Source organism: Haloechinothrix halophila YIM 93223, from assembly GCF_000504245.1.
Taxonomy (GTDB): Bacteria; Actinomycetota; Actinomycetes; order Mycobacteriales; family Pseudonocardiaceae; genus Haloechinothrix_A; species Haloechinothrix_A halophila.
Genome location: NZ_KI632509.1, coordinates 4,666,609 through 4,687,321, shown reverse-complemented (window position 1 = coordinate 4,687,321; position 20,713 = coordinate 4,666,609). Strand labels below are relative to the sequence as shown.

Below are 20,713 nucleotides of genomic sequence, written 5' to 3'. Positions count from 1 at the left end.
TATTACCTGCGTGGCTGTGTCAACCGATGGAGCCGTGATGGTCAAGCCGCTGCTGCTATTGGATGTCGATGGCCCGCTGAGCCCATGGGCCGCCCCGGCGGAAGACGTTCGAGATGCGACGTCGGGCGGCGAACCTGTCGACCGAGTTGGTCACGGTGAACCCGCGAACCGGGATCACCGACGACCACTTGGCAGCTGTCGCAGCGTGGGCGCGATCGTTGTGAGTCCACGCTGAGCGGAACCCGCATGAGTCGACCTTGAGGCGTTGTGGCGATATGGATCGCCACAACGCCTCAAGATTCGGAGCTTGATCAGGGTGCGAAGCGCCACCTCACGCCAGCTGCCCCGCCACCGTCTCCAGCAACTCGCGCCAGGACGCCACGAACTTGTCCACGCCCTCGTTCTCCAGCGTGAGGAACACGTCGGCCAGGTCAACACCCGCCGCTTCGAGCCGCTCGAATGTCTCCCGCGCGGCATCGGCGCGGTCGACCACCGCGTCACCCTCAATGACCGCGTGGTCGGCCACGGCTTGCAGTGTCTGCTCCGGCATCGTGTTCACGACGCCCGCCGTGACGAGCCGGTCGACGTAGCGGGTGTCGGAGTACTCCGGGTTCTTCACGCCGGTCGACGCCCACAGCGGCCGCTGCACGTGGGCTCCGTCGGCGGCCAGTGCCTGCCAGCGGTCGGTGGCGAACAGCTCCCGGTGCACGGCGTGGGCGATGCGCGCATTGGCGATCGCGGCCTCGCCGCGTAGCGCGAGCGCCTCATCGGTGCCGATGGCTTCGAGCCGCGTGTCGACCTCGGCGTCGACACGGGAGACGAAGAACGACGCGACCGAGTGGATGCTGGACAACTGGTGTCCATTGGCCCGCGCACGTTCCAGCCCGGTCATGAACGCGTCGATCACCTCCCGGTAGCGATCCACCGAGAAGATCAGCGTGACATTGACGCTCACCCCTTCGGCCAGTGTGCGGGTGATCGCGGGCAAACCCTGCTCGGTCGCCGGAATCTTGACGAACAGGTTGGGCCGGTCCACGGTCTTGGCCAGCTCCAGTGCCTCGGCGACGGTGCGGTCGGTGTCCCACGCCAGCTCCGGGTCCACCTCGAGTGAGACTCGGCCGTCGACCCCGCCGGTCGCGTCGTACACCGAGCGGAACACATCGCACGCGTCGCGGACGTCGCTGGTCGTGATCTCGCGGACAGCCTCGTGCACCCCGGCGTCCCGCCCCGCCAGCTCACGCAGCTGCGGCACGTAGTCGTCGCCGCTGGATACGGCCTTGGCGAAGATTGTCGGGTTGGTGGTCACGCCGACGACGTGGTGGTCGCGAATCAGCTCGGCAAGCTGCCCAGACGTGAGCCGCTGCCGCGACAGGTCGTCGAGCCAGATCGACACGCCCGCGTCGCTCAGCTGTGCCAGTCGGTTAGTCATCGTCATCCTTTCCCGCCGGATGCGGTCGTTGTCCTAGGGTTACCCGCTTTGCCGCGCGAGGCAACGCCGCGCGGCCGCCACGACGGCCTCGGCCGTGATGCCGAACTCGCGATACAAGGTCTGATAGTCCGCCGACGCACCGAAGTGCTCCAGGGACACGATCTCGCCGTTGTCACCGGCGAACCGATGCCACGGCTGCGCGATGCCCGCCTCGACCACCACCCGCGCGGTGACCTGGGGCGGCAACACCGATTCGCGATACGCGACGTCTTGCGCGTCGAACCACTCCACACAGGGCATCGACACCACTCGCGTCGGCACGCCCTCGGCCTGCAACGTCTCCCGTGCGGCGACGGCGAGCTGGACTTCCGAGCCGGTACCGATCAACACAACCCGGGGTGCGCCACCCTCGGCCTCGGCGAGCACGTACCCGCCGCGCGTGACGGCATCAGGATTGGTGCCCGCAAGCACCGGCACGTTTTGCCTGGTCAGCGCCAGCCCGGTTGGGGCGTCGGTGGTCGTCAGTGCGGCGCGCCAGGCGCCAGACGTCTCGTTCGCGTCGGCGGGACGCACGACGTTGAGCCCGGGAATGGCGCGCAGCGCGGCGAGCTGCTCCACCGGCTGGTGCGTGGGCCCGTCCTCGCCGAGCCCGATGGAGTCGTGCGTCCAGATGTGCACCACTGGCTGCCGCATCAGCGCGGCGAGCCGCACTGCGGGGCGCAGGTAGTCGGAGAAGATCAGGAACGTCGCGCAGTACGGCCGGGTCAGCCCGTGCAGCGCGATGCCGTTGCTGATCGCGGCCATGGCGTGTTCACGCACACCGAAGTGCAGGTTGCGGCCGTACGGGTGCGTGGCGAACATCTTCGTGCTCGCCGACGCCGGACCGAACGAGTCCACGCCAGTAATCAGCGTGTTGTTGCTGCCCGCCAGGTCGGCCGATCCGCCCCACAGCTCGGGCAGCAGCTCGGCGACGGCGTTCAGACACGCACCGGATGCCTTGCGGGTGGCGATCGCGGTGCCCTCTTCCCAGGAGGGCAGTTTCCGCTCCCAGCCGTCCGGAAGCTCTCGTCGCTGCAGCCGGGCAAGCAGCTCCGCGCTGTGCGGGTTGGCCGCCGACCAGCGGTCGAATGATTCCTGCCAGCGTGCTCGCTCCCGCGCGCCACGCTCGCGCGCCTGCCGGACGTGGGCCAGCACCGCGTCTTCGACAACGAATTCCCGCTCCGGGTCGAAGCCAAGTAGCTCCTTGACCCTGGCGACTTCCTCGTCACCGAGAGCGGCACCGTGGACAGCACCGGTGTTGGCCAGTGTCGGCGCGGGGTGGCCGATCACGGTACGCAGCGCGATGAACGAGGGCCGCTCGGTCTCCGCCTTCGCGGCCTCGATCGCGGCGAGCAGTCCCGCGACGTTCTCACCGCCGGCCACCCGCTGCACGTGCCAGCCGTAGGCCTCGTAGCGAGCGGCGACGTCCTCGCTGAGCGCGATCGCGGTGTCGTCCTCGATGGAGATCTGGTTGTCGTCGTAGATCACCACGAGGTTGCCGAGCTGCTGGTGCCCTGCCAGCGACGACGCCTCCGCCGTGACGCCTTCCTCGATATCGCCGTCGGAGGCGAGCACGTAGACGTGGTGGTCGAACGGGCTGGTACCCGCAGGCGCGTCCGGGTCGAGCAGGCCCCTGCTTCGACGGGCGGCCATCGCCATGCCGACCGCCGACGCGAGCCCCTGCCCGAGCGGCCCAGTGGTGATCTCGACACCGGAGGTGTGTCCGTACTCCGGGTGGCCGGGGGTCCGCGAGCCCCAGCGGCGCAGCTGTCTGAGGTCATCGAGTTCGAGCCCGTAACCGGCGAGGAACAACTGGATGTAGAGCGTCAGGCTGGTGTGTCCGCAAGAGAGCACGAACCGGTCGCGGCCCAGCCACGCCGGGTCGGCGGGGTCGTGCCGCATCACCCGCTGAAACAGCGCGTACGCCGTGGGCGCCAGGCTCATCGCGGTCCCGGGGTGGCCGCTGCCGCAGTGCTGCACGGCGTCGGCGGCCAGCACGCGGGCGGTGTCGACGGCGCGGGTATCGAGGTCGGTCCACTCGTCGGGGAACCGGGGGCTGGTCAGATCGGATGTCACGCGATCTCCTTCGCTGCGGGGACGGGGGAGTGGCGGGGAGCGACGGCACCAAGAGCACCGAGGGCACTCCGGCCGCTTGCGGTCAGGGTCGCGGCGACCCGCTGCCCGATCCGGCCGGGCCGCGCGGCCCGCACGTGTCCGGAGCGCACCAACGCGTGCACGACCCACTGGTTGCAGCACGGCACACCGTCGACGTAGAGGTCGGGTTCGCAGCTGCAGGTGATCTCGGCGCGGCCGGAGGCGACGGCGCGCAGGATGGCTAGCTGTCCGGGATGCAGCGTCTCGTTGTCGACGGTCATGGTGCGGCCCTCCACGGGCGTTACGTCTGAGCTTGTCGCGACTTCCTCATATCAACAGAAAGTGTTAAATTAACATACACATAACACGCTAGCTTGTGAAGAGACTTGGTGAAGGGTGGCCGCATGAGGACTGCTCGCAGGTCCGAATCGTTGGACGCGAGGACTGCTCGCAGGTCCGAATCGTTGGACCCGAGGACCCGGCAGGCATGGCTCGGTGTCGACCTCGGAACCCAGAGCGTGCGCGCGGTGCTGGTCGACGCGGATGGCGCGGTGCTCGGCTCCGCCGCTGAGCGGCTGACCAGTACTCGCTGGCCTGACGGCAGGCACGAGCAGGATCCGGAGCACTGGTGGCAGGCCGTCGCCGCCACCACCCGCCACGCGCTCGCCGCGGCGGGAGACGTCGAGGTCGCGGCGCTCGCCTGCTGCGCGACGTCCGGCACGATCGCCCTGGTGCGCGAGACCCCGGACGACCCGGCGCAGCCCGTCACACCCGGGCTGATGTACGACGACGGTCGCGCCGTCGAGCAGGCTCGCCGGGTGGCCGACGACCCCGCTCCCGCGTGGCGCGCCGCTGGTCTCACTCCGCAACGCTCGTGGGCGTTGCCCAAGGCGTTGTGGTTGCTCCGTGGCGGTGACCCCGGCCCTGGCGTGCGGTTGGCGCACCAGGCCGACGTCGTCACGTCGCGGCTGATCGGTAGGCCTGCGCCCACCGACACCAGCCACGCGCTCAAGTCTGGCGCCGACCTCGTCGAAGGCGGCTGGCCCACCGCTGACCTGGCCCGACTTGGCCTCGACCCTCGGTTGCTGCCGCCGCTGGTGCGGCCGGGCACGGTGCTGGGCGAGGTGTCGCCTGCCGCGGCGGAGCAGACTGGCCTGGCGGTCGGTGTGCCGGTGGTCGCGGGCATGACCGACGGCTGCGCCGCGCAGATCGCCTCCGGCGTGCTGCGTCCTGGGCAGTGGAGCTTCGTGGTGGGCACGACGACCGTGCTCAAAGGTGTCTCCGACACGCTGCTGGCTGATCCGTCCGGTGCGCTCTACTCGCACCGTGCCCCGGACGGTCGCTGGTGGCCCGGCGGGGCATCGAGCGCGGGCGCTGGCGTGCTGAGCCAGGAGTTCGACGGCGCCGACTTCGCCGCGCTGGAACGCCATGCCGCCAACCGTGAGCCCGCCGCGTCGGTGACGTACCCGCTGGCGGGCGTCGGCGAGCGGTTCCCGTTCCTCCGGTCCGACGCGACCGGCGTGAGCTGGGGTAACGACCGTGACCCGACGGATCGGTTCGCTGCCGTGCTGCAGGGTGTCGCGTTCGTGGAACGCCTCTGTCTCGATCACCTGCGTGGTCTCGGCGCGACCGTCGACGGCCCGGTCACCATTAGCGGCGGCGCCACCCGCAGCCCGTACTGGACCCAGCTCCAGGCGGACATCCTCGGCAGGCCGGTGGCAGTGCCACAGGTGGCCGAGGGCGCGGTGGGCATGGCGGTGCTCGCCGCCGCTGGCACGGGTGGCGATCCGGGTGAGCAGTTGACAGCGATGGCCGAACGGATGCTCGGCCCGGTGCGAGTCGTCGAGCCCCGGCCAGGGGCGCACGAACGCTTCGACGCCGCCTACGCCGATCTGGTGCGCGGGCTGGCCGAGCTGGGGTGGATCGACGCCGCGTTGGCGGGCACGGCCCTGGCGGGGGCGGCATGAGGACTGCTCGCAGGTCCGAATCATCGGACTCGAGGACTGCTCGCAGGTCCGAATCATCGGACTCGAGGACTGCTCGCAGGTCCGAATCATGGGAGGCGAGGACGCTTTATCTCCTCCGCCATGGTGAGACGCCGTTCCACGATGGAAACCGCTATTGCGGCCGTACTGACGTCGGCCTCACCGAAGCGGGCGAGGCGCAGGCGGATCAGCTCGCGGCGTGGGCGGGTCAGGCAGGACTCGACGCCGTCTACAGCTCTCCGCTGGTCAGAGCCGCGCGCACGGCTGAGCCCGCCGCCCGTGCGGCCGGCCTTCCCGTACATGTCGACGACCGGTTGATCGAACTCGACTTCGGTGAGGCGGAAGGGCTGACCTCGCGGGAGATGGCGCGTCGCTGGCCAGAGCTCCGCGCGGCGTTCGAGCATGACCCGGTGGCCAACCCGCTGCCCGGCGGCGAAGATCCCCGCGTGGCCATCGCGCGCGGCACCGCGGCGGTGTCCGATATCGCCGCACGACATCCCGGCGGCGTCGTGCTGGCGGTCTGCCATAGCACGGTGTTGCGGCTGGTCACCTGCGCGCTCACCGGCATCGACCCGGCGGACTACCGCCGCGAGTTTCCCGTGGTGCACAACGTCTCTGGGGCTGTGCTGGCACAAGACGACACCCACGGGGCATGGCGGCTGGTGGCGTTCAACCCCGCGCTGGGGCCGGGGAAGCACAGCGCGTCGAGATCTTAACAAGATTCTTTGTTAACAACACTTGACTTCGTGTGAACATCACGGCAAGGTGTGTGTCACAACACACCATCGAGTGTGATCCCGACCTTGGGATAACACGACTGGCTGACGTCCGGCCAGATCGGAATAGCAAGAGCGCGTGCGCTAGCCGCCCGAAGCAGCGCCCGAAGCAACGGAGGTTCGTTGAGCGCCATGGACGACAACCACTTCATCACCAGCACCGCCGGTCGCGGCCTCAGTCGCCGTCGCCTGCTCCGCATCGCGGGTACAGCGACCGCCGCGGCGGCGTCCGTGCCATTGCTGCAGGCCTGCGGCTTCGGGGGACAGGCAGGCACATCGGGTGACTCGGCGGCCAACGCCGTCACCGGATCGTTCGACTGGAAGAAGCACAAGGGCAAGACCGTGCGGTTGCTGATGAACAAGCATCCGTACACCGACGCGCTCAAGGCGCACCGCAAGGAATTCGAGGAGAAGACCGGCATCACGCTGGCGATCGACGAGTTCCCCGAGTCGAACTACTTCGACAAGCTCACCCTGGAGCTGCGCTCGCGGCAGGGCAACTACGACGCGTTCATGCTCGGCGCGTACATGGTGTGGCAGTACGGCCCGCCCGGCTACCTCGAGGACCTCCAGCCCTGGATCGACAACACCTCGGCAACCGCGGCCGAGTTCGAGCCGGACGACTTCTTCCCCAACCTGCTCACCGCGGGCCAGTGGAACTTCGAGAACGGCGCCCCGCTCGGCGGTGACCAGCAGTGGATGCTGCCGTGGGGCTTCGAGACCAACACCGTCTGCTACCGCAAGGACGTCTTCGACAAGCTGGGCCTGCGGCCCGCCGAGACGTTCGACGAACTGATCGAGACCGCGGACGCGATCACGAAGAAGGCGTCGTCGGCCGGATTCGGCGATATGTATGGCATCGCGGTGCGCGGCTCCAAGGAATGGGCCACCATCCACCCCGGCTTCATGACGATGTACGCCCGCATGGGCTTGACCGACTTCGAACTCGCCGACGGCAAGCTCATCCCCATGATGAACTCCCCGGAAGCGGTGGAGTTCACCGACAAGTGGGCGAAGATGGTCGCCGACTCCGGCCCGGCCGGCTGGACGTCTTACACCTGGTACCAGGCATCCAGCGACCTTGGCGCTGGCAATGCCGCGATGCTGTTCGACGCCGATATCGCCGCGTACTTCCAGAACGAGGACACTCCGGCGGCGGGCAAGCTCGCCTGGCACCCGGGTCCGAAGGGCCCCGACGGCTCACTGGACACCAACATGTGGATCTGGTCGCTCGGCATGAACGCCGCGTCCGAAAACAAGGAAGCCGCCTGGTGGTTCCTGCAGTGGGCCACATCGAAGGAGCACCTGCAGTACGCGGCGACCAAGAAGCAGCACATCGACGCGGTGCGCACGTCGGTGGCGGGTTCGCCCGAATACAAGGATCGGCTGTCGAAGGCGACCAACTTCGTCGAGACCTTCGAGGAGGTCATGCCGCAGACCGCTATCCAGTTCACGCCGCAGACCAACTTCTTCGACGCGACAACGTCCTGGGCCGCCGCGCTGCAGCAGATCTACAACGGCTCCGACGCATCGGGGACGCTCGACAAGCTCGCCAATGACCTGGAGGGGAGGGTCAACGGCTGATGTCCGACGATCCGCTCGCGGGATCGCGCGGTGGTACCGCCACCGCTGAAACCCCGCCGCCGGACGGCGCAGGTCGCGATAACCAGCCAGCGCCGCTGGCCGGCGCGCCAAGGGTGTCGCGGCGGCGCAAGGCGTTGCGCCCGTACCTGCTGTCGGTGCCCGCCGTGCTGCTGTGCGCGGGCATCCTGTACCCGTTCTTCCTCGGCGTCTCGTACACGTTCTTCGACTTCTCGGCGGCCAACCCCGCCCCGGACGCCGTCGGCTTCGACAACTTCACCACGATCCTCGGCAGCGATGCGTTCTGGACGTCGGTCCGGGTCACGCTGACCTTCGCGCTGAGCGCCACGGTGCTGGAGACCGTGCTTGGTGTCGGGGTGGCGCTGCTGCTGAACCGCAGCAGCCTCGTCGGCAAGCTGTTCGAACGCGTGCTCATCGTGCCGCTGATGGTGGCGCCGATTCTCGCGGCGATCATGTGGAAGCTGTTGCTGCTGCCCGAGGTCGGTTGGGTCCGTCCGATCGCGCAGTTCTTCGGCGTCAACGACTACAACGGCACGGACTCGCCGGTGATGGCGATGGTGTGGGCAGTGATCGTCGACGCCTGGATCTTCACCCCGTTCGTCGCGATCATCGCGCTCGCCGGGCTGCGGTCGCTGCCGAAGTCGCCATTCGAGGCGTCCGCTGTCGACGGCGCTGGCTGGTGGCTGACGTTCCGCAAGCTGACGCTTCCGATGCTGTGGCCGTACCTGCTGGTCGCGGTGATCTTCCGGCTGATGGACAACCTGAAGATGTTCGACGTCATCTTCGGCCTCACCTCAGGTGGGCCGGGTGACGCCACGACGACGTTGCAGATCAGCGCCTACCTGGAAGCGATCAGCTACGCCCGCTACAGCAGGGGACTGACCTACATGTTCTTGCTGTGGCTGCTGGTGTTCGTCATCTCCATGATCCTCGTCAAGTACCTGCGCCGGATCCAAGACCGGGCAGCGGGAGTGTGAGCGCGATGGCAACAACGACCGAGCCGACCCAGGCGCAACCGGCCGCCGCACCGGCACCAACGAAACCACCGCCGACCGCTGCGCGCAGGGCAGACCAGCGTGCGGCACAGCGTGGCTCCGCGGCAGGTCTGCTCGCGAATCTGGCGCTGGTGCTGTACTTCGCGTTCTCGCTGCTACCGGTGCTGTTCATCGTGGCGCTGAGCCTGAAGACCAACGCCGAGCAGACCACTACCTACCTGTGGTTCACGCCGACGCTGGAGAACTACCAGACCGTGCTCGGGCTTGGCGACTCCGGCTCGTCGTACGTGCGGTTCTTCCTCGCCAGCCTCGCGACGTCCACCGGAGCGGTGCTGGTCTCGCTGGCGATCGGCATCCCTGCCGCCTATGCGGCGGCCCGGTACCGGTTCAAGGGCAGCGAGGACCTGATGTTCACGCTGCTGAGCTTCCGGTTCGCGCCGGAACTCGTCGTGATCATCCCGCTCGGCGTGATCTACCAGCAGATCGGCCTCTACGACACGATCTTCGGGATGGTCTGGGTGCTGCAGCTGGTGACCATGCCGCTGGTGGTGTGGATCCTGCGCTCGTTCTTCCAGGACCTGCCAGCCGAGCTGGAGGAAGCGGCGTTGCTGGACGGCTACACCCGCAGGCAGGCGTTCTTCAAGATCGTGCTGCCGCTGGTGCGGCCGGGCATCGCGGCGGTGTGCCTGCTGGCGTTCATCTTCGCCTGGAACAACTTCATCTTCCCGTTCACGCTCACCTCGGGTGACGCGCAGACGGTGACGGTGAGTTCGCTGGCCTTCCTCGGCGGCAACCAGGTGCGGTTCAACCTCGTCGCGGCCGGTGCGGTGATGGCGGTGCTGCCACCGCTGGTGCTCGCGCTGTGCATCCAGCGCTATCTGGTCCGCGGCCTGTCGTTCGGGGCGGTGAAAGGCTGATGGCAACGATCGACGTGCGCTCGGTGCGCAAGACGTTCGGCAAGCTCGTCGCGCTGGACGACGTCTCGTTCAGCGTCAACGACGGCGAGTTCTTCTGTCTGCTCGGCCCGTCAGGTGCTGGCAAGACCACCACACTCAAGAGCATCGCGGGGCTGGTGCAGCCGGACTCCGGCGAGGTGTGGCTCGGCGGGCAGAACGCGGGCGAGATCGAGCCGAACCACCGCAACCTGGCGATGTGCTTCGAGAGCTACGCGCTCTACCCGCAGCACAACGTCTTCGACAACATGGCATCGCCGCTGCGCTCCCCGGTGCTGCGGCTGCCGGACGGCGAGGTGCGGGAGCGGGTGGGCCGTACCGCCGAGATGCTCGGTGTGGCGCACCTGCTCGACAGGGGCGTCGACCAGCTCTCCAACGGCCAGCGGCAGCGGGTCGCACTCGGCCGCGTGCTGGTGCGACCGGCCAACGCCTACCTGCTTGATGAGCCGCTGTCGCATTTGGACGCCAAGCTGCGCACCTCGATGCGGGCGGAGCTGAAGCGCATCGCCCACGGCGAGCTGAACACCACCACCGTCTATGTCACCCACGACTACGTGGAAGCGCTCTCGCTCGCCGACCGCATCGGGGTGATCAAGGACGGCCAAATCCTGCAGGTCGGCACGCCGGAGCAGGTATGGAACGCGCCGGAGACCGCGTTCGTGGCGCAGGCGTTCGGCAAGCCCCGCATCAGCTTCGTATCCGGCGGGCTGGTCGACGACAACGGCACCCTGCGGTTCCTCAGCTCGGACGGTGCCATCGCGGTGCCGGTGCCCGATGTCGATGCGGCCGCGGGTGAGCAGGTGCGGATCGGCATCCGCCCGCGCGACCTTTCGCTGCATACGGGCGCCGGAGACCAGCCAGCGGGCCACGAACGGCTGGACGGCGTCGTCTACGTGCTGGAACACCTTGGCCGGCAGACCGAGGTCACGGTGCGGGTCGGGGAGTCGCTGGTCTCGGTGGTGGCGCCGCGCAGTGACGTCGGAGGTCTCACCGTGGACGACAAGGTGAGCCTGCTGCTCGACCCTGCCACAGTGCACGTGTTCGGCGACAGCGACAGCGATGATGGAAGGCGACTCTCCCGATGACCGAGGAAGCCAAGACTCGCACGCCCGAGGACCGCCAGAAGCAGATCTCGGACGTGGTCACCGACAGGGGCAGCATCTCAGCACAGGAGCTGGCCACCATGTTCGGTGTCAGCGTGATGACCGTGCACCGGGACCTGGACGAGCTGGAACGTCAGGGCATGGTCCGCAAGTACCGGGGCGGCGTCACCGCGCAACCCTCAGGGGTCTTCGAATCCAATGTGACCTATCGCAAGAAGGCGATGCGGGCGCAGAAGGAAGCCATCGCGAAGGTCGCGGCGTCCTATGTGGAGCCCGGCATGTCCATCATGCTGGATGACGCGACCACGACGGCGTCCATGATCCCGCTGCTCGCGGAGATCACCCCGTTGCGGGTGGCGACCAACTACCTGGACGCCATGCGCAAGCTCAGCGAATACCGGGGAATCTCGCTCACCGCGCTCGGCGGCGACTACGACCCGCTGCACGACTCCTTCCTCGGGGTCACCTGCCTGGAATGCATCGACTCGATCCGGGTGGACGCGGCGTTCGTGTCCACCTCGGCGCTGTCGGGGCGTTACGCCTTCCACCAGGAGGACCGCATCGTCGCGGTGAAACGCAAGATGCTGGAGGTCGCGGAGAAGCGCTACCTGCTGATGGACCACACCAAGCTCGGCAAAGTCGCGCTGCACCGGCTGGTGCCGCTCGCGGAGTTCGACCTGGTCATCGTCGACTCCGGTGCGCAGGAGAGCGCGCTGGCCGAGCTGAAGCGCTACAACGTGCCCTACGAGGTCGCGTCATGACCGCGACGCCACGAGCGACCGGCGTCATCCTTGACATGGACGGCGTGATCGTCGACAGCGAACACCTCTGGGAGCGCAGTTGGCGCGCCTGCTGCGCTCGCAGAGGCGTGCGCTGGGAGTCCAGTGACACCGCGACGGTGCAGGGGATGAGCTCCCCGGAATGGGCCGCCTTCGTGGCGGCCAAGCTGGGCGATCCCGGCCTCGCCGACGAGGTGCGCAGCGAGTGCGTTGATCTCATGGTCGCCGCCATCAGCGCGGGTGACGCGCCGCTGCTCGACGGCGCGGCCGACCTCATTCGCAAGGCCAGCGAGCGGGTGCCGCTCGCGCTGGCGTCCTCGGCGGCGCGCCGGGTGATCGACGCCGTGCTCGACGCGCATGACCTGACCGGCCACTTCGCCGCCACCGTCTCCAGCGAGGAGGTCAGCAGGGGCAAGCCGAGCCCGGACGTCTATCTGGCCGCGGCCCGGCGCATCGACGTCGAGCCAGCCGACGCCGTCGCCGTCGAGGACTCCGGAAACGGCATCCGCGCCGCCCACGCGGCTGGGCTGACCGTCATCGCCATCCCGAACCCGCAGTATCCCCCGAAACCCGACGCGCTCGCGCACGCCGACGTCGTCGCCGCCGGCCACCGCGACGCGCTCGATGCCTTGCTCGCCCGTCTGTCGTAAAGGACGTTCCCATGACTCGGCTGTACAACGACCCGGCCCGGTTCCGCGACGACATGGTCGACGGATTCGTGGCCGCCTATGACCGCTACGTGCGCCGCGTGCCCGGCGCGTCCGGGGTACTCCGTGCGGCAGGCCCGGTGCCGGGCAAGGTCAGCGTGATCGTCGGTGGCGGATCGGGGCACTACCCGGCGTTCTGCGGCCTGGTCGGCCCCGGCTTCGCCGATGGTGCGGTGATCGGGGACATCTTCACCTCCCCATCGGCCGAACAGGCCTACCTTGTCGGCAAGGCACTCGACGGCGGTGCCGGGGTGCTGTTCAGCTACGGCAACTACAACGGCGACGTCATGAACTTCGGGCTCGCGCAGTCCCGGCTGCGTGGCGAAGGTATCGACTGCCGGACCGTGGTGGTCACCGACGACATCGCCTCCGCGAGCGCCGACATCGTGGAGCAGCGACGCGGCATCGCAGGCGATTTCTGCGTGTTCAAGGCGGCGGGCGCTGCCGCCGACCGGGGTGAGCCGATCGCGGAGGTGGAGCGGATCGCGCGCAAAGCCAACGACCGCACCCGCACGCTCGGCGCCGCGTTCGCGGGCTGCACGTTCCCCGGCCGCAGCGAGCCCCTGTTCACCGTGGACCCGGCGGAGATGGAACTAGGGCTTGGCATCCACGGCGAGCCCGGCGTGGCCACCACGGAACGGCTCACCGCGACCGAGCTGGCCGAACTGCTGGTCGAGCGGCTGCTCGTCGAACGCCCTGCCGACGCCGACGGGCGCGCTGGGGTGATCCTGAACGGCCTCGGCTCGACCAAGTACGAGGAGCTGTTCGTGGTCTGGAAGGCGGTCGCCGACCGGCTGGCCGCCGCCGGGATCGAGGTGACCTCGCCCGAGGTCGGCGAGTTGGTGACCAGTCTGGACATGGCCGGGTGTTCGTTGACGCTGCACTGGCTCGACGACGAGCTGGCGGAACTGTGGGACGCACCCGCAGACACCCCCGCGTTCCGCAGGGGCGATGTCTCCGGGATGGCACCCCGAGGGGTGGCGCCATCTCGCGAGGCGACCGGGGTCGTGAGTGCTGATCAGAGTTCTAACCCTGACCAGCACTCACGACCCGTCGCGGCCAGTGCCGCGTCGCAGCGACTCGCGCGAACCGTGCGGTCCTGCCTGGACGCGATGCTGGCCACCGTCACCGAGCACGAGCGCTACCTCGGCGATATCGACGCTGTGGCTGGGGATGGTGATCACGGCAGGGGGATGCTGCGCGGGCTGCGCGCGGCCTGCCGAGCTGCCCACGACAGCGACCGGGCTGGCGCGGGCGGCGCGCTGCGCGCGGCAGGGGACGCGCTGGCCGACAACGGCGGCGGGTCGTCCGGGGTGCTGTGGGGCGCGATGCTGCGCGCCGTGGGTGACGGCATCGGCGACACCGACGTCCCTCTGCCGCAAGCGGTGGCCGCCGCGCTGCGCGCAGGCGCGGACACCATCGCGGAGCTGGGCGGCGCGAAGGTCGGCGACAAGACCTTGTTGGACGCGCTGGTGCCGTTCGTCGAGGGCCTGGAGCGTGACGTCGCGGCGGGTACCGGGCTCGCGGACGCCTGGCGGCGCGCCGCGGCGGAGGCGACGGCGTCCGCGGAGAACACCAGCCAGTTGCGGCCGAACATCGGCAGGGCCCGGCCGCTCGCGGAGAAAAGCATCGGCACACCTGACCCCGGCGCGGTCTCGCTCGCGTTGTGCGCGACCGCCGTCGGCGTGGTGCTGACCGAGGACTGTGGAGGTGAGCAGTGACGACGAAGCGGTGGCGCATCGGCGTCGGATCGGACGACGCGGGCTACGAATACAAGGCGGCGCTGCTGGCCGACCTCGCCGATGACCCCAGGGTCGAGCTGGTCGAGGACTTCGGCGTCGACGCTCAGGAAAGCACGGCCTACCCGGAGATCGGGCTCGCCGTGGCGGAGGCGGTCGCGAACGACAGCCTCGACCGGGCGGTGCTGATCTGCGGCACCGGCATCGGCATGGCCATCTCGGCCAACAAGGTGTCCGGAGTGCGGGCCACCACCGTCCACGACAGCTACTCGTGTGAACGCTCGGTGCTGTCCAACGACTGCCAGATCATCGCGCTCGGTCAACGCGTCGTCGGCATCGAGCTGGCGCGCAGGCTGGTGCGCGAATGGCTGGACTACGAGTTCGACCCGGAGTCGCCTTCCAACGCCAAGGTCTGCGTGATCAGCGACTACGAGCAGAGGACGGGCGCATGAGTGACTTGGCGTTGGACAGTATCCGCAAGACCTACCGCACCAAGGGGCGTCCCGAGGTGGAGGCGGTGCGCGGCTTCGACCTCGACGTCGGCAGCGGTGAACTGGTCGGCCTGCTCGGACCGTCCGGCTGCGGCAAGTCGACCACGTTGCGCATGATCGCGGGGTTGGAGGACGTCACCAGTGGCGACATCCGGGTCGGCGGCGCATCGATGGTCGGGCTGCCGCCGCAACGGCGGAACATCGGTGTCGCGTTCGAGAACTACGCGCTGTACCCGCCGTTGACGGTCGCGGAGAACATCGCGTTCGGGCTGCGAGCACGTGGCAAGGCCAACCGCAAGGAGCGCGTCGCCGACGTCGCGCGCCGGATCGGGCTCGGCGACATCCTGGACGCGCGCCCTGTCGGGCTGTCGTCCGGGCAGAAGCAGCGGGTGTCGCTGGCGCGCGCGATCGTGCGGCAGCCGGACGTGCTACTGCTGGACGAGCCACTGTCGCATTTGGACGCCGCGCAGCGCGACACCACCCGCCGCGAACTCCGGCACCTGCAACAGGAACTCGGCTACACCACGATCCTCGTCACCCACGACCAGGAGGAGGCGCTGAGCCTCGCCGATCGCGTCGTGGTCATGCACGACGGCGTGGTGCAGCAGGTCGGCACTCCGGACGAGATCTACGACGACCCCGCCAACCTGTTCGTCGCGACGTTCGTTGGTGAGCCGCCGATGAACACCGTCGAGGGCACGCTCGTCGATGGCCGCGTCCGACTCTCCGGCGACGTCGAGGTGCCCGTCACGGCGGGGACTGGCGGCTCCGTCGTACTCGGCGTGCGGCCGGAGGACGTCGCGCTTACCGAGCCCGAGAACGCCGACGTCACCGGCACCGTGCTGGTGTACGAGGAGCTGCTCGAGTACGGCTTGGCCAGCGTGGAGCTGCCCGGCGTCACCGAGCGCATCGTGGCGCAGACCGCGCCGGGACTGGACCTGGCGCCAGGCCAGCCGGTCTCGCTCGCGTTGCAGCGGGACCGTACCTATCTGTTCGACACCGATTCCGGGGAGCGGCTGCGATGACTCACATCCTTGCCTCGGGTGACGACTTCGTGCTCACCCGGCTGTTCACTACCGCACTGCACGACGAACTCGGCGACGACCATCCGGTGCGGGAGCTGCCGCTGCCGTGGCCCGGCGTGCCGTTCGGGCAGGTCGCCGAAGTCGACGAGGCCTGCGGCGACGAGGACAGCGTCATCAAGGCGCTGTCCGGTGCCGAGGTCGCGGTGACCCACCTGGCACCGTTCACCGAGAAGGTGTTCGCCAACGCGCCGGACCTGCGGTTGGTCGTCGTGTCGCGTGGCGGGCCGGTCAACGTCAACATCGACGCGGCGACCGAACACGGGGTCGCGGTCTGTTACGCGCCAGGCCGCAACGCCAACGCGGTCGCCGAGTTCACCATCGGGCTGCTGATCAGCACCTGCCGCAGCCTGGTCGCGGGCCACGCCGACCTCGCGCGCGGCGAATGGGGCGGGCACTACTACGAGTACCGCAGCGCCGGGTTCGAACTGGACGGCTCGACCGTCGGGCTGGTCGGCTACGGCGCGATCGGACGGCGGGTGGCGCGGCTGCTGACCGCGTTCGGCGCGCGAGTGCTGGTCTATGACCCGTACATCGACGACGTCGAGCCTGGCGTGACACGCGTTCCCGAGTTGGCCACGCTGCTGCGGCAGTCGCGGGTGGTGAGCCTGCACCAGCGGGTCACGCCCGAGACGCGCGGCATGATCGGAGCGGAACAACTCAGGCAGATGCAGCCAGGGGCGGCGCTGATCAACACCGCGCGCGGGGCCGTGCTCGACTACGACGCGCTGTGCGACGCCCTGGACGACGGCCACCTCGCCGCGGCTGGCCTCGACGTCTACGCCACCGAGCCACTGCCGGCGGACTCGCGGTTGCTGCGCACGCCGAACCTGGTGCTCGCCCCGCACATCGCGGGCTGCAGCAAAGAAGTCGCCGAGCGGGCCGCTCGCATCTGCGCCGCCGAGGTCGGCCGCTGGGTGCGTGGCGAACCGCTGGCGAACTGCGCCAACCCGGCCGTGTTCCGGGAGGCGTGATGTATCTCGGCATCGACATCGGCACCACCGTCACCAAGGCCGCCGTCTTCGACGCCACCGGTGCGCTGCGTGCGGTGCAGCGGCAGCAGACCGGCATGAGCAACCCGGCGGAAGGCTGGTTCGAGCAAGACCCTGACGAGATCCTGCGCTCGGTTGCCGCCGTCGTCCGCGCCGCCGTCGCGGAAGCAGGGCAGCGGCCGGAGTTCATCGGGCTCACCGGGCAGGGCGACGGCGTGTGGCTCGGCGACGAGCACGGACATCCGGTGCGGCCCGCGATCTCCTGGATGGACGCCCGTGCGGCAGGCATCCTGCGACGTTGGCAGGACAACGACGTCGTGACGAAGACCTACCGCCACACCGGCAGCGCCATGTTTCCCGGTGCGCCCGCGCCGATCCTGGCGTGGCTGGCCGAGCACGAGCCGGAGTCGCTTGACCGCGCCGCCACCGCCGGATACTGCAAGGACCTGGTGATGCAGCGGCTCACCGGGATACGCGCCACCGACGTCTCCGATGCGTCGATGCCGTTCCTCGACCCACACGCCCGTGATTACGACCATGACGTGCTCGCCTGGTGCGGGCTGGCCACCCGCGCCGACCTGCTCGCGCCGATCACCGACCCGCTACCGATCGGCGCACTGACCAACACCGGGGCCGAGCTGCTCGGACTGCCGGAGGGCCTGCCGGTTACCTCCGGGCCGTTCGACGTGCCCGCCTGCGCGCTCGGCTCCGGTGTCACCACGCCCGGCGGCGGGCACCTGATCGTTGGCACCACGCTGGCCTGCCAGGTGCTGCTGGACGCGCTCGACACCACCGGTGAACCGGCGGGGTTGACCTTCGCGACAGGCACCGAGGGTCAGTGGCTGCGGGCGATGCTGGCGATGATGGGCTGCGCCGCCGTCGACTGGGTCCTCGACGTCGTCGGCGAGACCCACGACGCGCTGGACGATCTGCTCGCCGCGAGCCAACCCGGTGCGCACGGGGTGACCTGCCTGCCGTTCTTCTCACCGGCGGGGGAGCGGGCGCCGTTCGTCGAGCCCGGCGCGCGGGCCAGCTTCGACCGGATCACCGTGCAGAGCACGAAGGCCGACTTGGTGCGCGCCACCTGCGAAGCCGTCGCCTATGCCGCGCGGCACTGTTTCGACGTCGCCGGGCCCACCGGCGAGATCGCCATGTGCGGCGGCGGCACGCAGAGCGCGGGCTGGCTGCGGATCTTCGCCGACGTCCTCGGCCGCCCGATCCGGCTCGCGCCACAGCCGGAGTCCGGCGCGCGGGGCGCGGTGATCGCCGGGGCGCGGGCGCTCGGCCACGACGTCGACATCGCCGCGTGGACCGCGCCGGAAGGCGTGATCGAGCCCGATCCCACCACCGCCGCCCGCTACACCGAGGGCTACGCCGACTACCGCGCCCGCGTGGCCGCCGCCCGCACCCGATGGAAGGAGCACGCGTCATGACTGGTTCGATCGGGACCGACCTTGTGACGCTCACCCGCACCCTCGCTGAACCGGACCGCGACCTGGTGGTGCTCGCGGAGGGCAACACGTCGATGCGCACCGGCGACGGCGAGATGCTGGTCAAGGCCAGCGGCTCGACGATGGCCACCGCGACCGAGGCCGATTTCGTCGCCGTGCGCACCCAGCCGCTGCTCGACCTGGTCGCCTCCGACGAGTCTGACGACGCCCAGGTGAACCAGGTACTGCTGGATGCCCGGCTGAACGCCGACGCGCCGAAGCCCTCCATGGAGGCGCTGCTGCACGCGATGTGTCTGGAGGAAGCCGGGGCGGAGGTCGTCGCCCACACCCATCCGACGGCCGTCAACGGCATCCTGTGCTCCGATCGGGCGGCGGAGTTGGTGGCCGGGGCGCTGTTCCCGGATCAGGTCGTCGTCATGGGGCGGCACACCGTGCTGGTGCCCTACGCCGACCCCGGGCTCGCGCTGGCGCGGGCGGTGCGTACCGAACTGCACCGTCACCTGGAGCGGCACGACCGGCCGCCGAAGGTGATCTACCTCGTCAACCACGGCATCTTCGTGCTCGCCGCGAGCACCAGTGAGGCGCTGGCGGTCACCGAGATGACCGTGAAGGCCGCGCGGATCCTCGCGGGTGCGCTCGCCGTCGGCAAGCCGACCTACCTCACCGATGCGGAGGCGGAACGGATCGACACCCGGCCGGACGAACTGCACCGCAGGCGTCGGCTGGCCGCGAAGGGAGAGCGATGAACGACGCTGCCAGCCTCAACCCAGAGCAGCGCGGCGGGGCGCTACGCGAGGCCGCCACCCGCGAGTACGACGTGATCGTGATCGGCGGTGGCATCACCGGCGTCGGTACCGCACTGGATGCCGTCAGCAGGGGCCTGTCGGTGGCGCTGTTCGAGAAGGGCGACCTCGCGTCCGGGACGTCGTCTCGCTCCGGGAAGGTGTTCCACGGCGGGCTGCGCTATCTGGAGCAGCTGAACTTCTCGCTGGTGCGGGAGGCGCTGACCGAACGCGACCTCATGGTGGACCGGCTCTGTCCACACCTGGTGTCGCCGGAGAAGTTTCTGTTCCCCTTCACCCGCCGGTGGGAACGCCCGTACATCGGTTCCGGGGTGCTGCTCTACGACCTGTTGCGGCTCACCGGAACCCGCAGCGTCGCCGGACACCGTCACCTGAGCAGGCGGGGCGTGCTGCGGGAGATGCCCGCGCTCCGTGACGACGTCACCGGCGGCGTGCAGTACTACGACGTCCGGGTCGACGACGCCCGCCACACCATGACCGTCGCACGCACGGCCGCGGGGCTGGGTGCGCGGATCATCACACGGGCCCCGGTCGTCGGCGTGCTCACCGAGGCGGGTCAGGCGCGCGGCGTCCGGGTGCGCGACGCCGAGGGCGGCGACGAGGTGACCGTGCACGGCCGCACCGTCGTCAGCGCGACAGGTGTGTGGGCAGAGGACGTGCAGTCGCTGGCGGGGGAGTCGTCCATTTCGGTGACCGCCGCGAAGGGCATCCACCTCGTGGTGCCCGGCGACCGGATCGACTCGGCTACCGGCATGATCGCCAAGACGTCCGACAGCGTGTTCATCATCCGCCGCTGGTTCGACTACTGGCTGATGGGCACCACCGACACGCGCTGGGATGCCGACCGCGACGACCCCGCCGCCACCAAGGCCGACGTCGACTACCTGCTCGGCCAGGCCAACCGCTGGCTCCGCACGCCACTGTCCACTGAGGACGTCGTCGGTGTGTATGCCGGACTGCGGCCGCTGGTCACCGGCAAGGGTGACGCGACCGCCGCGCTGTCGCGTGACCACGCGGTGCTGGAAGGGCCACACGGGATGTTCTCCGTGGTGGGCGGGAAGTACACCACGTACCGGATCATGGCCCGCGACGCCATTGACGCCGCCGCGGCGCGGCTTGACCGTGCGGTGCCCGCGTCGGTGACCGAGCGACTGCCCGTTCTCGGCGCGACCGGGTACCCGGCGTTGCGCAACCAGGTGACGTCGCTGGCGGCGGAATCCGGGCTGCCGGAGCCGACGATCGAGCACCTTCTCGGCCGCTACGGCGCGCTGACCACGGAGTTGCTTGACCTGATCGCGGATCGGCCCGCACTGGGGGAGCCCGTGCCCGGTGCGCCGGGGTATCTGGGCGCTGAACTGCATTACGCCGCCGCGCACGAGGGCGCGCTGACGTTGGACGACGTGTTGGTGCGCCGGACTCGGGTGTTCATGGAGACCCCCGACAGGGGTGTCTCCGCCGCGCAGCACGCCGCGGACGTCGTCGGGGACGTCCTCGGCTGGGATGACGTGCGCCGCAAGGAGGAGGTGGAACGCTACCGCGCGGAGCGGCAGGCCGACGCCCACGCCGCCACTGCTCCGACCGATGCCGCCGCCACCGAGGCCCGCCGCGCCGCCCGCACCGTCGACTGAGCACCGTGGCCGCGCCGTGTCCCCCGCTCCCAACGTTGTGTCCTGCGCTCAGAACGTTATGTCCT

The 20,713-nt window shown here is 69.4% G+C and carries 18 protein-coding genes; 15 read left to right on the top strand and 3 right to left on the bottom strand.

Features of this window, described 5'->3' with window-relative positions; all coding sequences use genetic code 11:
- Positions 1–331: 331 nt before the first annotated feature.
- Genes tal through AMYHA_RS21345 form a run of 3 tightly spaced genes read right to left on the bottom strand, consistent with a single transcriptional unit; the run spans position 332 to position 3,843 of the window.
- Positions 332–1,435 (bottom strand): transaldolase, encoded by a 1,104-nt coding sequence (gene tal / locus AMYHA_RS21355; protein WP_034273936.1) that lies wholly within the window; start codon positions 1,433–1,435, stop codon positions 332–334.
- Between the two features lie 33 nt (positions 1,436–1,468).
- On the bottom strand, positions 1,469–3,544 hold the full coding sequence (gene tkt / locus AMYHA_RS21350) for a transketolase (RefSeq protein WP_034273933.1): 2,076 nt from the start codon (positions 3,542–3,544) through the stop codon (positions 1,469–1,471).
- The gene (locus AMYHA_RS21345) at positions 3,541–3,843 is read right to left on the bottom strand and encodes a hypothetical protein (RefSeq protein WP_051400479.1); all 303 of its coding nucleotides are present in this window, start codon (positions 3,841–3,843) and stop codon (positions 3,541–3,543) included. The genes tkt and AMYHA_RS21345 overlap by 4 nt, the downstream gene beginning before the upstream one ends.
- A gap of 123 nt (positions 3,844–3,966) precedes the next feature.
- On the opposite strand from AMYHA_RS21345, the gene AMYHA_RS21340 reads away from it, so the two are divergent.
- From AMYHA_RS21340 to AMYHA_RS21270, 15 genes are all read left to right on the top strand, one after another.
- Positions 3,967–5,529, top strand: a complete 1,563-nt coding sequence (locus tag AMYHA_RS21340) for an FGGY-family carbohydrate kinase (protein ID WP_084037419.1) — start codon at positions 3,967–3,969, stop codon at positions 5,527–5,529.
- On the top strand, positions 5,526–6,263 hold the full coding sequence (locus AMYHA_RS21335; RefSeq protein ID WP_084037655.1) for a histidine phosphatase family protein: 738 nt from the start codon (positions 5,526–5,528) through the stop codon (positions 6,261–6,263). Before AMYHA_RS21340 ends, AMYHA_RS21335 begins: the two co-directional genes overlap by 4 nt.
- A 192-nt stretch (positions 6,264–6,455) precedes the next feature.
- Positions 6,456–7,907, top strand: coding sequence for an extracellular solute-binding protein (locus tag AMYHA_RS21330; protein ID WP_051400154.1), 1,452 nt, complete (start codon positions 6,456–6,458; stop codon positions 7,905–7,907).
- Positions 7,907–8,902, top strand: a complete 996-nt coding sequence (locus tag AMYHA_RS21325) for a carbohydrate ABC transporter permease (RefSeq protein ID WP_084037418.1) — start codon at positions 7,907–7,909, stop codon at positions 8,900–8,902. Before AMYHA_RS21330 ends, AMYHA_RS21325 begins: the two co-directional genes overlap by 1 nt.
- 5 nt (positions 8,903–8,907) lie before the next feature.
- Positions 8,908–9,837, top strand: a complete 930-nt coding sequence (locus tag AMYHA_RS21320; protein ID WP_084037417.1) for a carbohydrate ABC transporter permease — start codon at positions 8,908–8,910, stop codon at positions 9,835–9,837.
- Complete coding sequence (locus tag AMYHA_RS21315) at positions 9,837–10,958, top strand: ABC transporter ATP-binding protein (protein ID WP_034273927.1); 1,122 nt, start codon at positions 9,837–9,839, stop codon at positions 10,956–10,958. Before AMYHA_RS21320 ends, AMYHA_RS21315 begins: the two co-directional genes overlap by 1 nt.
- Entirely contained in the window at positions 10,955–11,737 is a 783-nt protein-coding gene (locus AMYHA_RS21310) for a DeoR/GlpR family DNA-binding transcription regulator (protein ID WP_034273925.1), read from the top strand. Before AMYHA_RS21315 ends, AMYHA_RS21310 begins: the two co-directional genes overlap by 4 nt.
- Positions 11,734–12,405 carry an HAD family hydrolase gene (locus AMYHA_RS21305; RefSeq protein WP_034273922.1) on the top strand — a complete coding sequence of 224 codons (672 nt, stop codon included), beginning with the start codon at positions 11,734–11,736 and terminating at the stop codon, positions 12,403–12,405. Before AMYHA_RS21310 ends, AMYHA_RS21305 begins: the two co-directional genes overlap by 4 nt.
- Positions 12,406–12,416: 11 nt before the next feature.
- Complete coding sequence (locus tag AMYHA_RS21300; RefSeq protein ID WP_034273921.1) at positions 12,417–14,183, top strand: dihydroxyacetone kinase family protein; 1,767 nt, start codon at positions 12,417–12,419, stop codon at positions 14,181–14,183.
- Positions 14,180–14,653 carry a ribose-5-phosphate isomerase gene (locus tag AMYHA_RS21295; protein WP_034273918.1) on the top strand — a complete coding sequence of 158 codons (474 nt, stop codon included), beginning with the start codon at positions 14,180–14,182 and terminating at the stop codon, positions 14,651–14,653. The genes AMYHA_RS21300 and AMYHA_RS21295 overlap by 4 nt, the downstream gene beginning before the upstream one ends.
- The gene (locus AMYHA_RS21290; RefSeq protein ID WP_034273916.1) at positions 14,650–15,717 is read left to right on the top strand and encodes an ABC transporter ATP-binding protein; all 1,068 of its coding nucleotides are present in this window, start codon (positions 14,650–14,652) and stop codon (positions 15,715–15,717) included. The genes AMYHA_RS21295 and AMYHA_RS21290 overlap by 4 nt, the downstream gene beginning before the upstream one ends.
- A complete protein-coding gene (locus AMYHA_RS21285) occupies positions 15,714–16,748 on the top strand; it encodes a 2-hydroxyacid dehydrogenase (RefSeq protein WP_034273914.1) in 1,035 nt (344 codons plus the stop codon). Before AMYHA_RS21290 ends, AMYHA_RS21285 begins: the two co-directional genes overlap by 4 nt.
- Positions 16,748–18,199, top strand: coding sequence for an FGGY-family carbohydrate kinase (locus AMYHA_RS21280; RefSeq protein ID WP_034273912.1), 1,452 nt, complete (start codon positions 16,748–16,750; stop codon positions 18,197–18,199). Before AMYHA_RS21285 ends, AMYHA_RS21280 begins: the two co-directional genes overlap by 1 nt.
- Positions 18,196–18,963 carry a class II aldolase/adducin family protein gene (locus tag AMYHA_RS21275; protein WP_034273909.1) on the top strand — a complete coding sequence of 256 codons (768 nt, stop codon included), beginning with the start codon at positions 18,196–18,198 and terminating at the stop codon, positions 18,961–18,963. The genes AMYHA_RS21280 and AMYHA_RS21275 overlap by 4 nt, the downstream gene beginning before the upstream one ends.
- Complete coding sequence (locus tag AMYHA_RS21270) at positions 18,960–20,648, top strand: glycerol-3-phosphate dehydrogenase/oxidase (RefSeq protein ID WP_034273906.1); 1,689 nt, start codon at positions 18,960–18,962, stop codon at positions 20,646–20,648. The genes AMYHA_RS21275 and AMYHA_RS21270 overlap by 4 nt, the downstream gene beginning before the upstream one ends.
- Positions 20,649–20,713 lie beyond the last annotated feature (65 nt).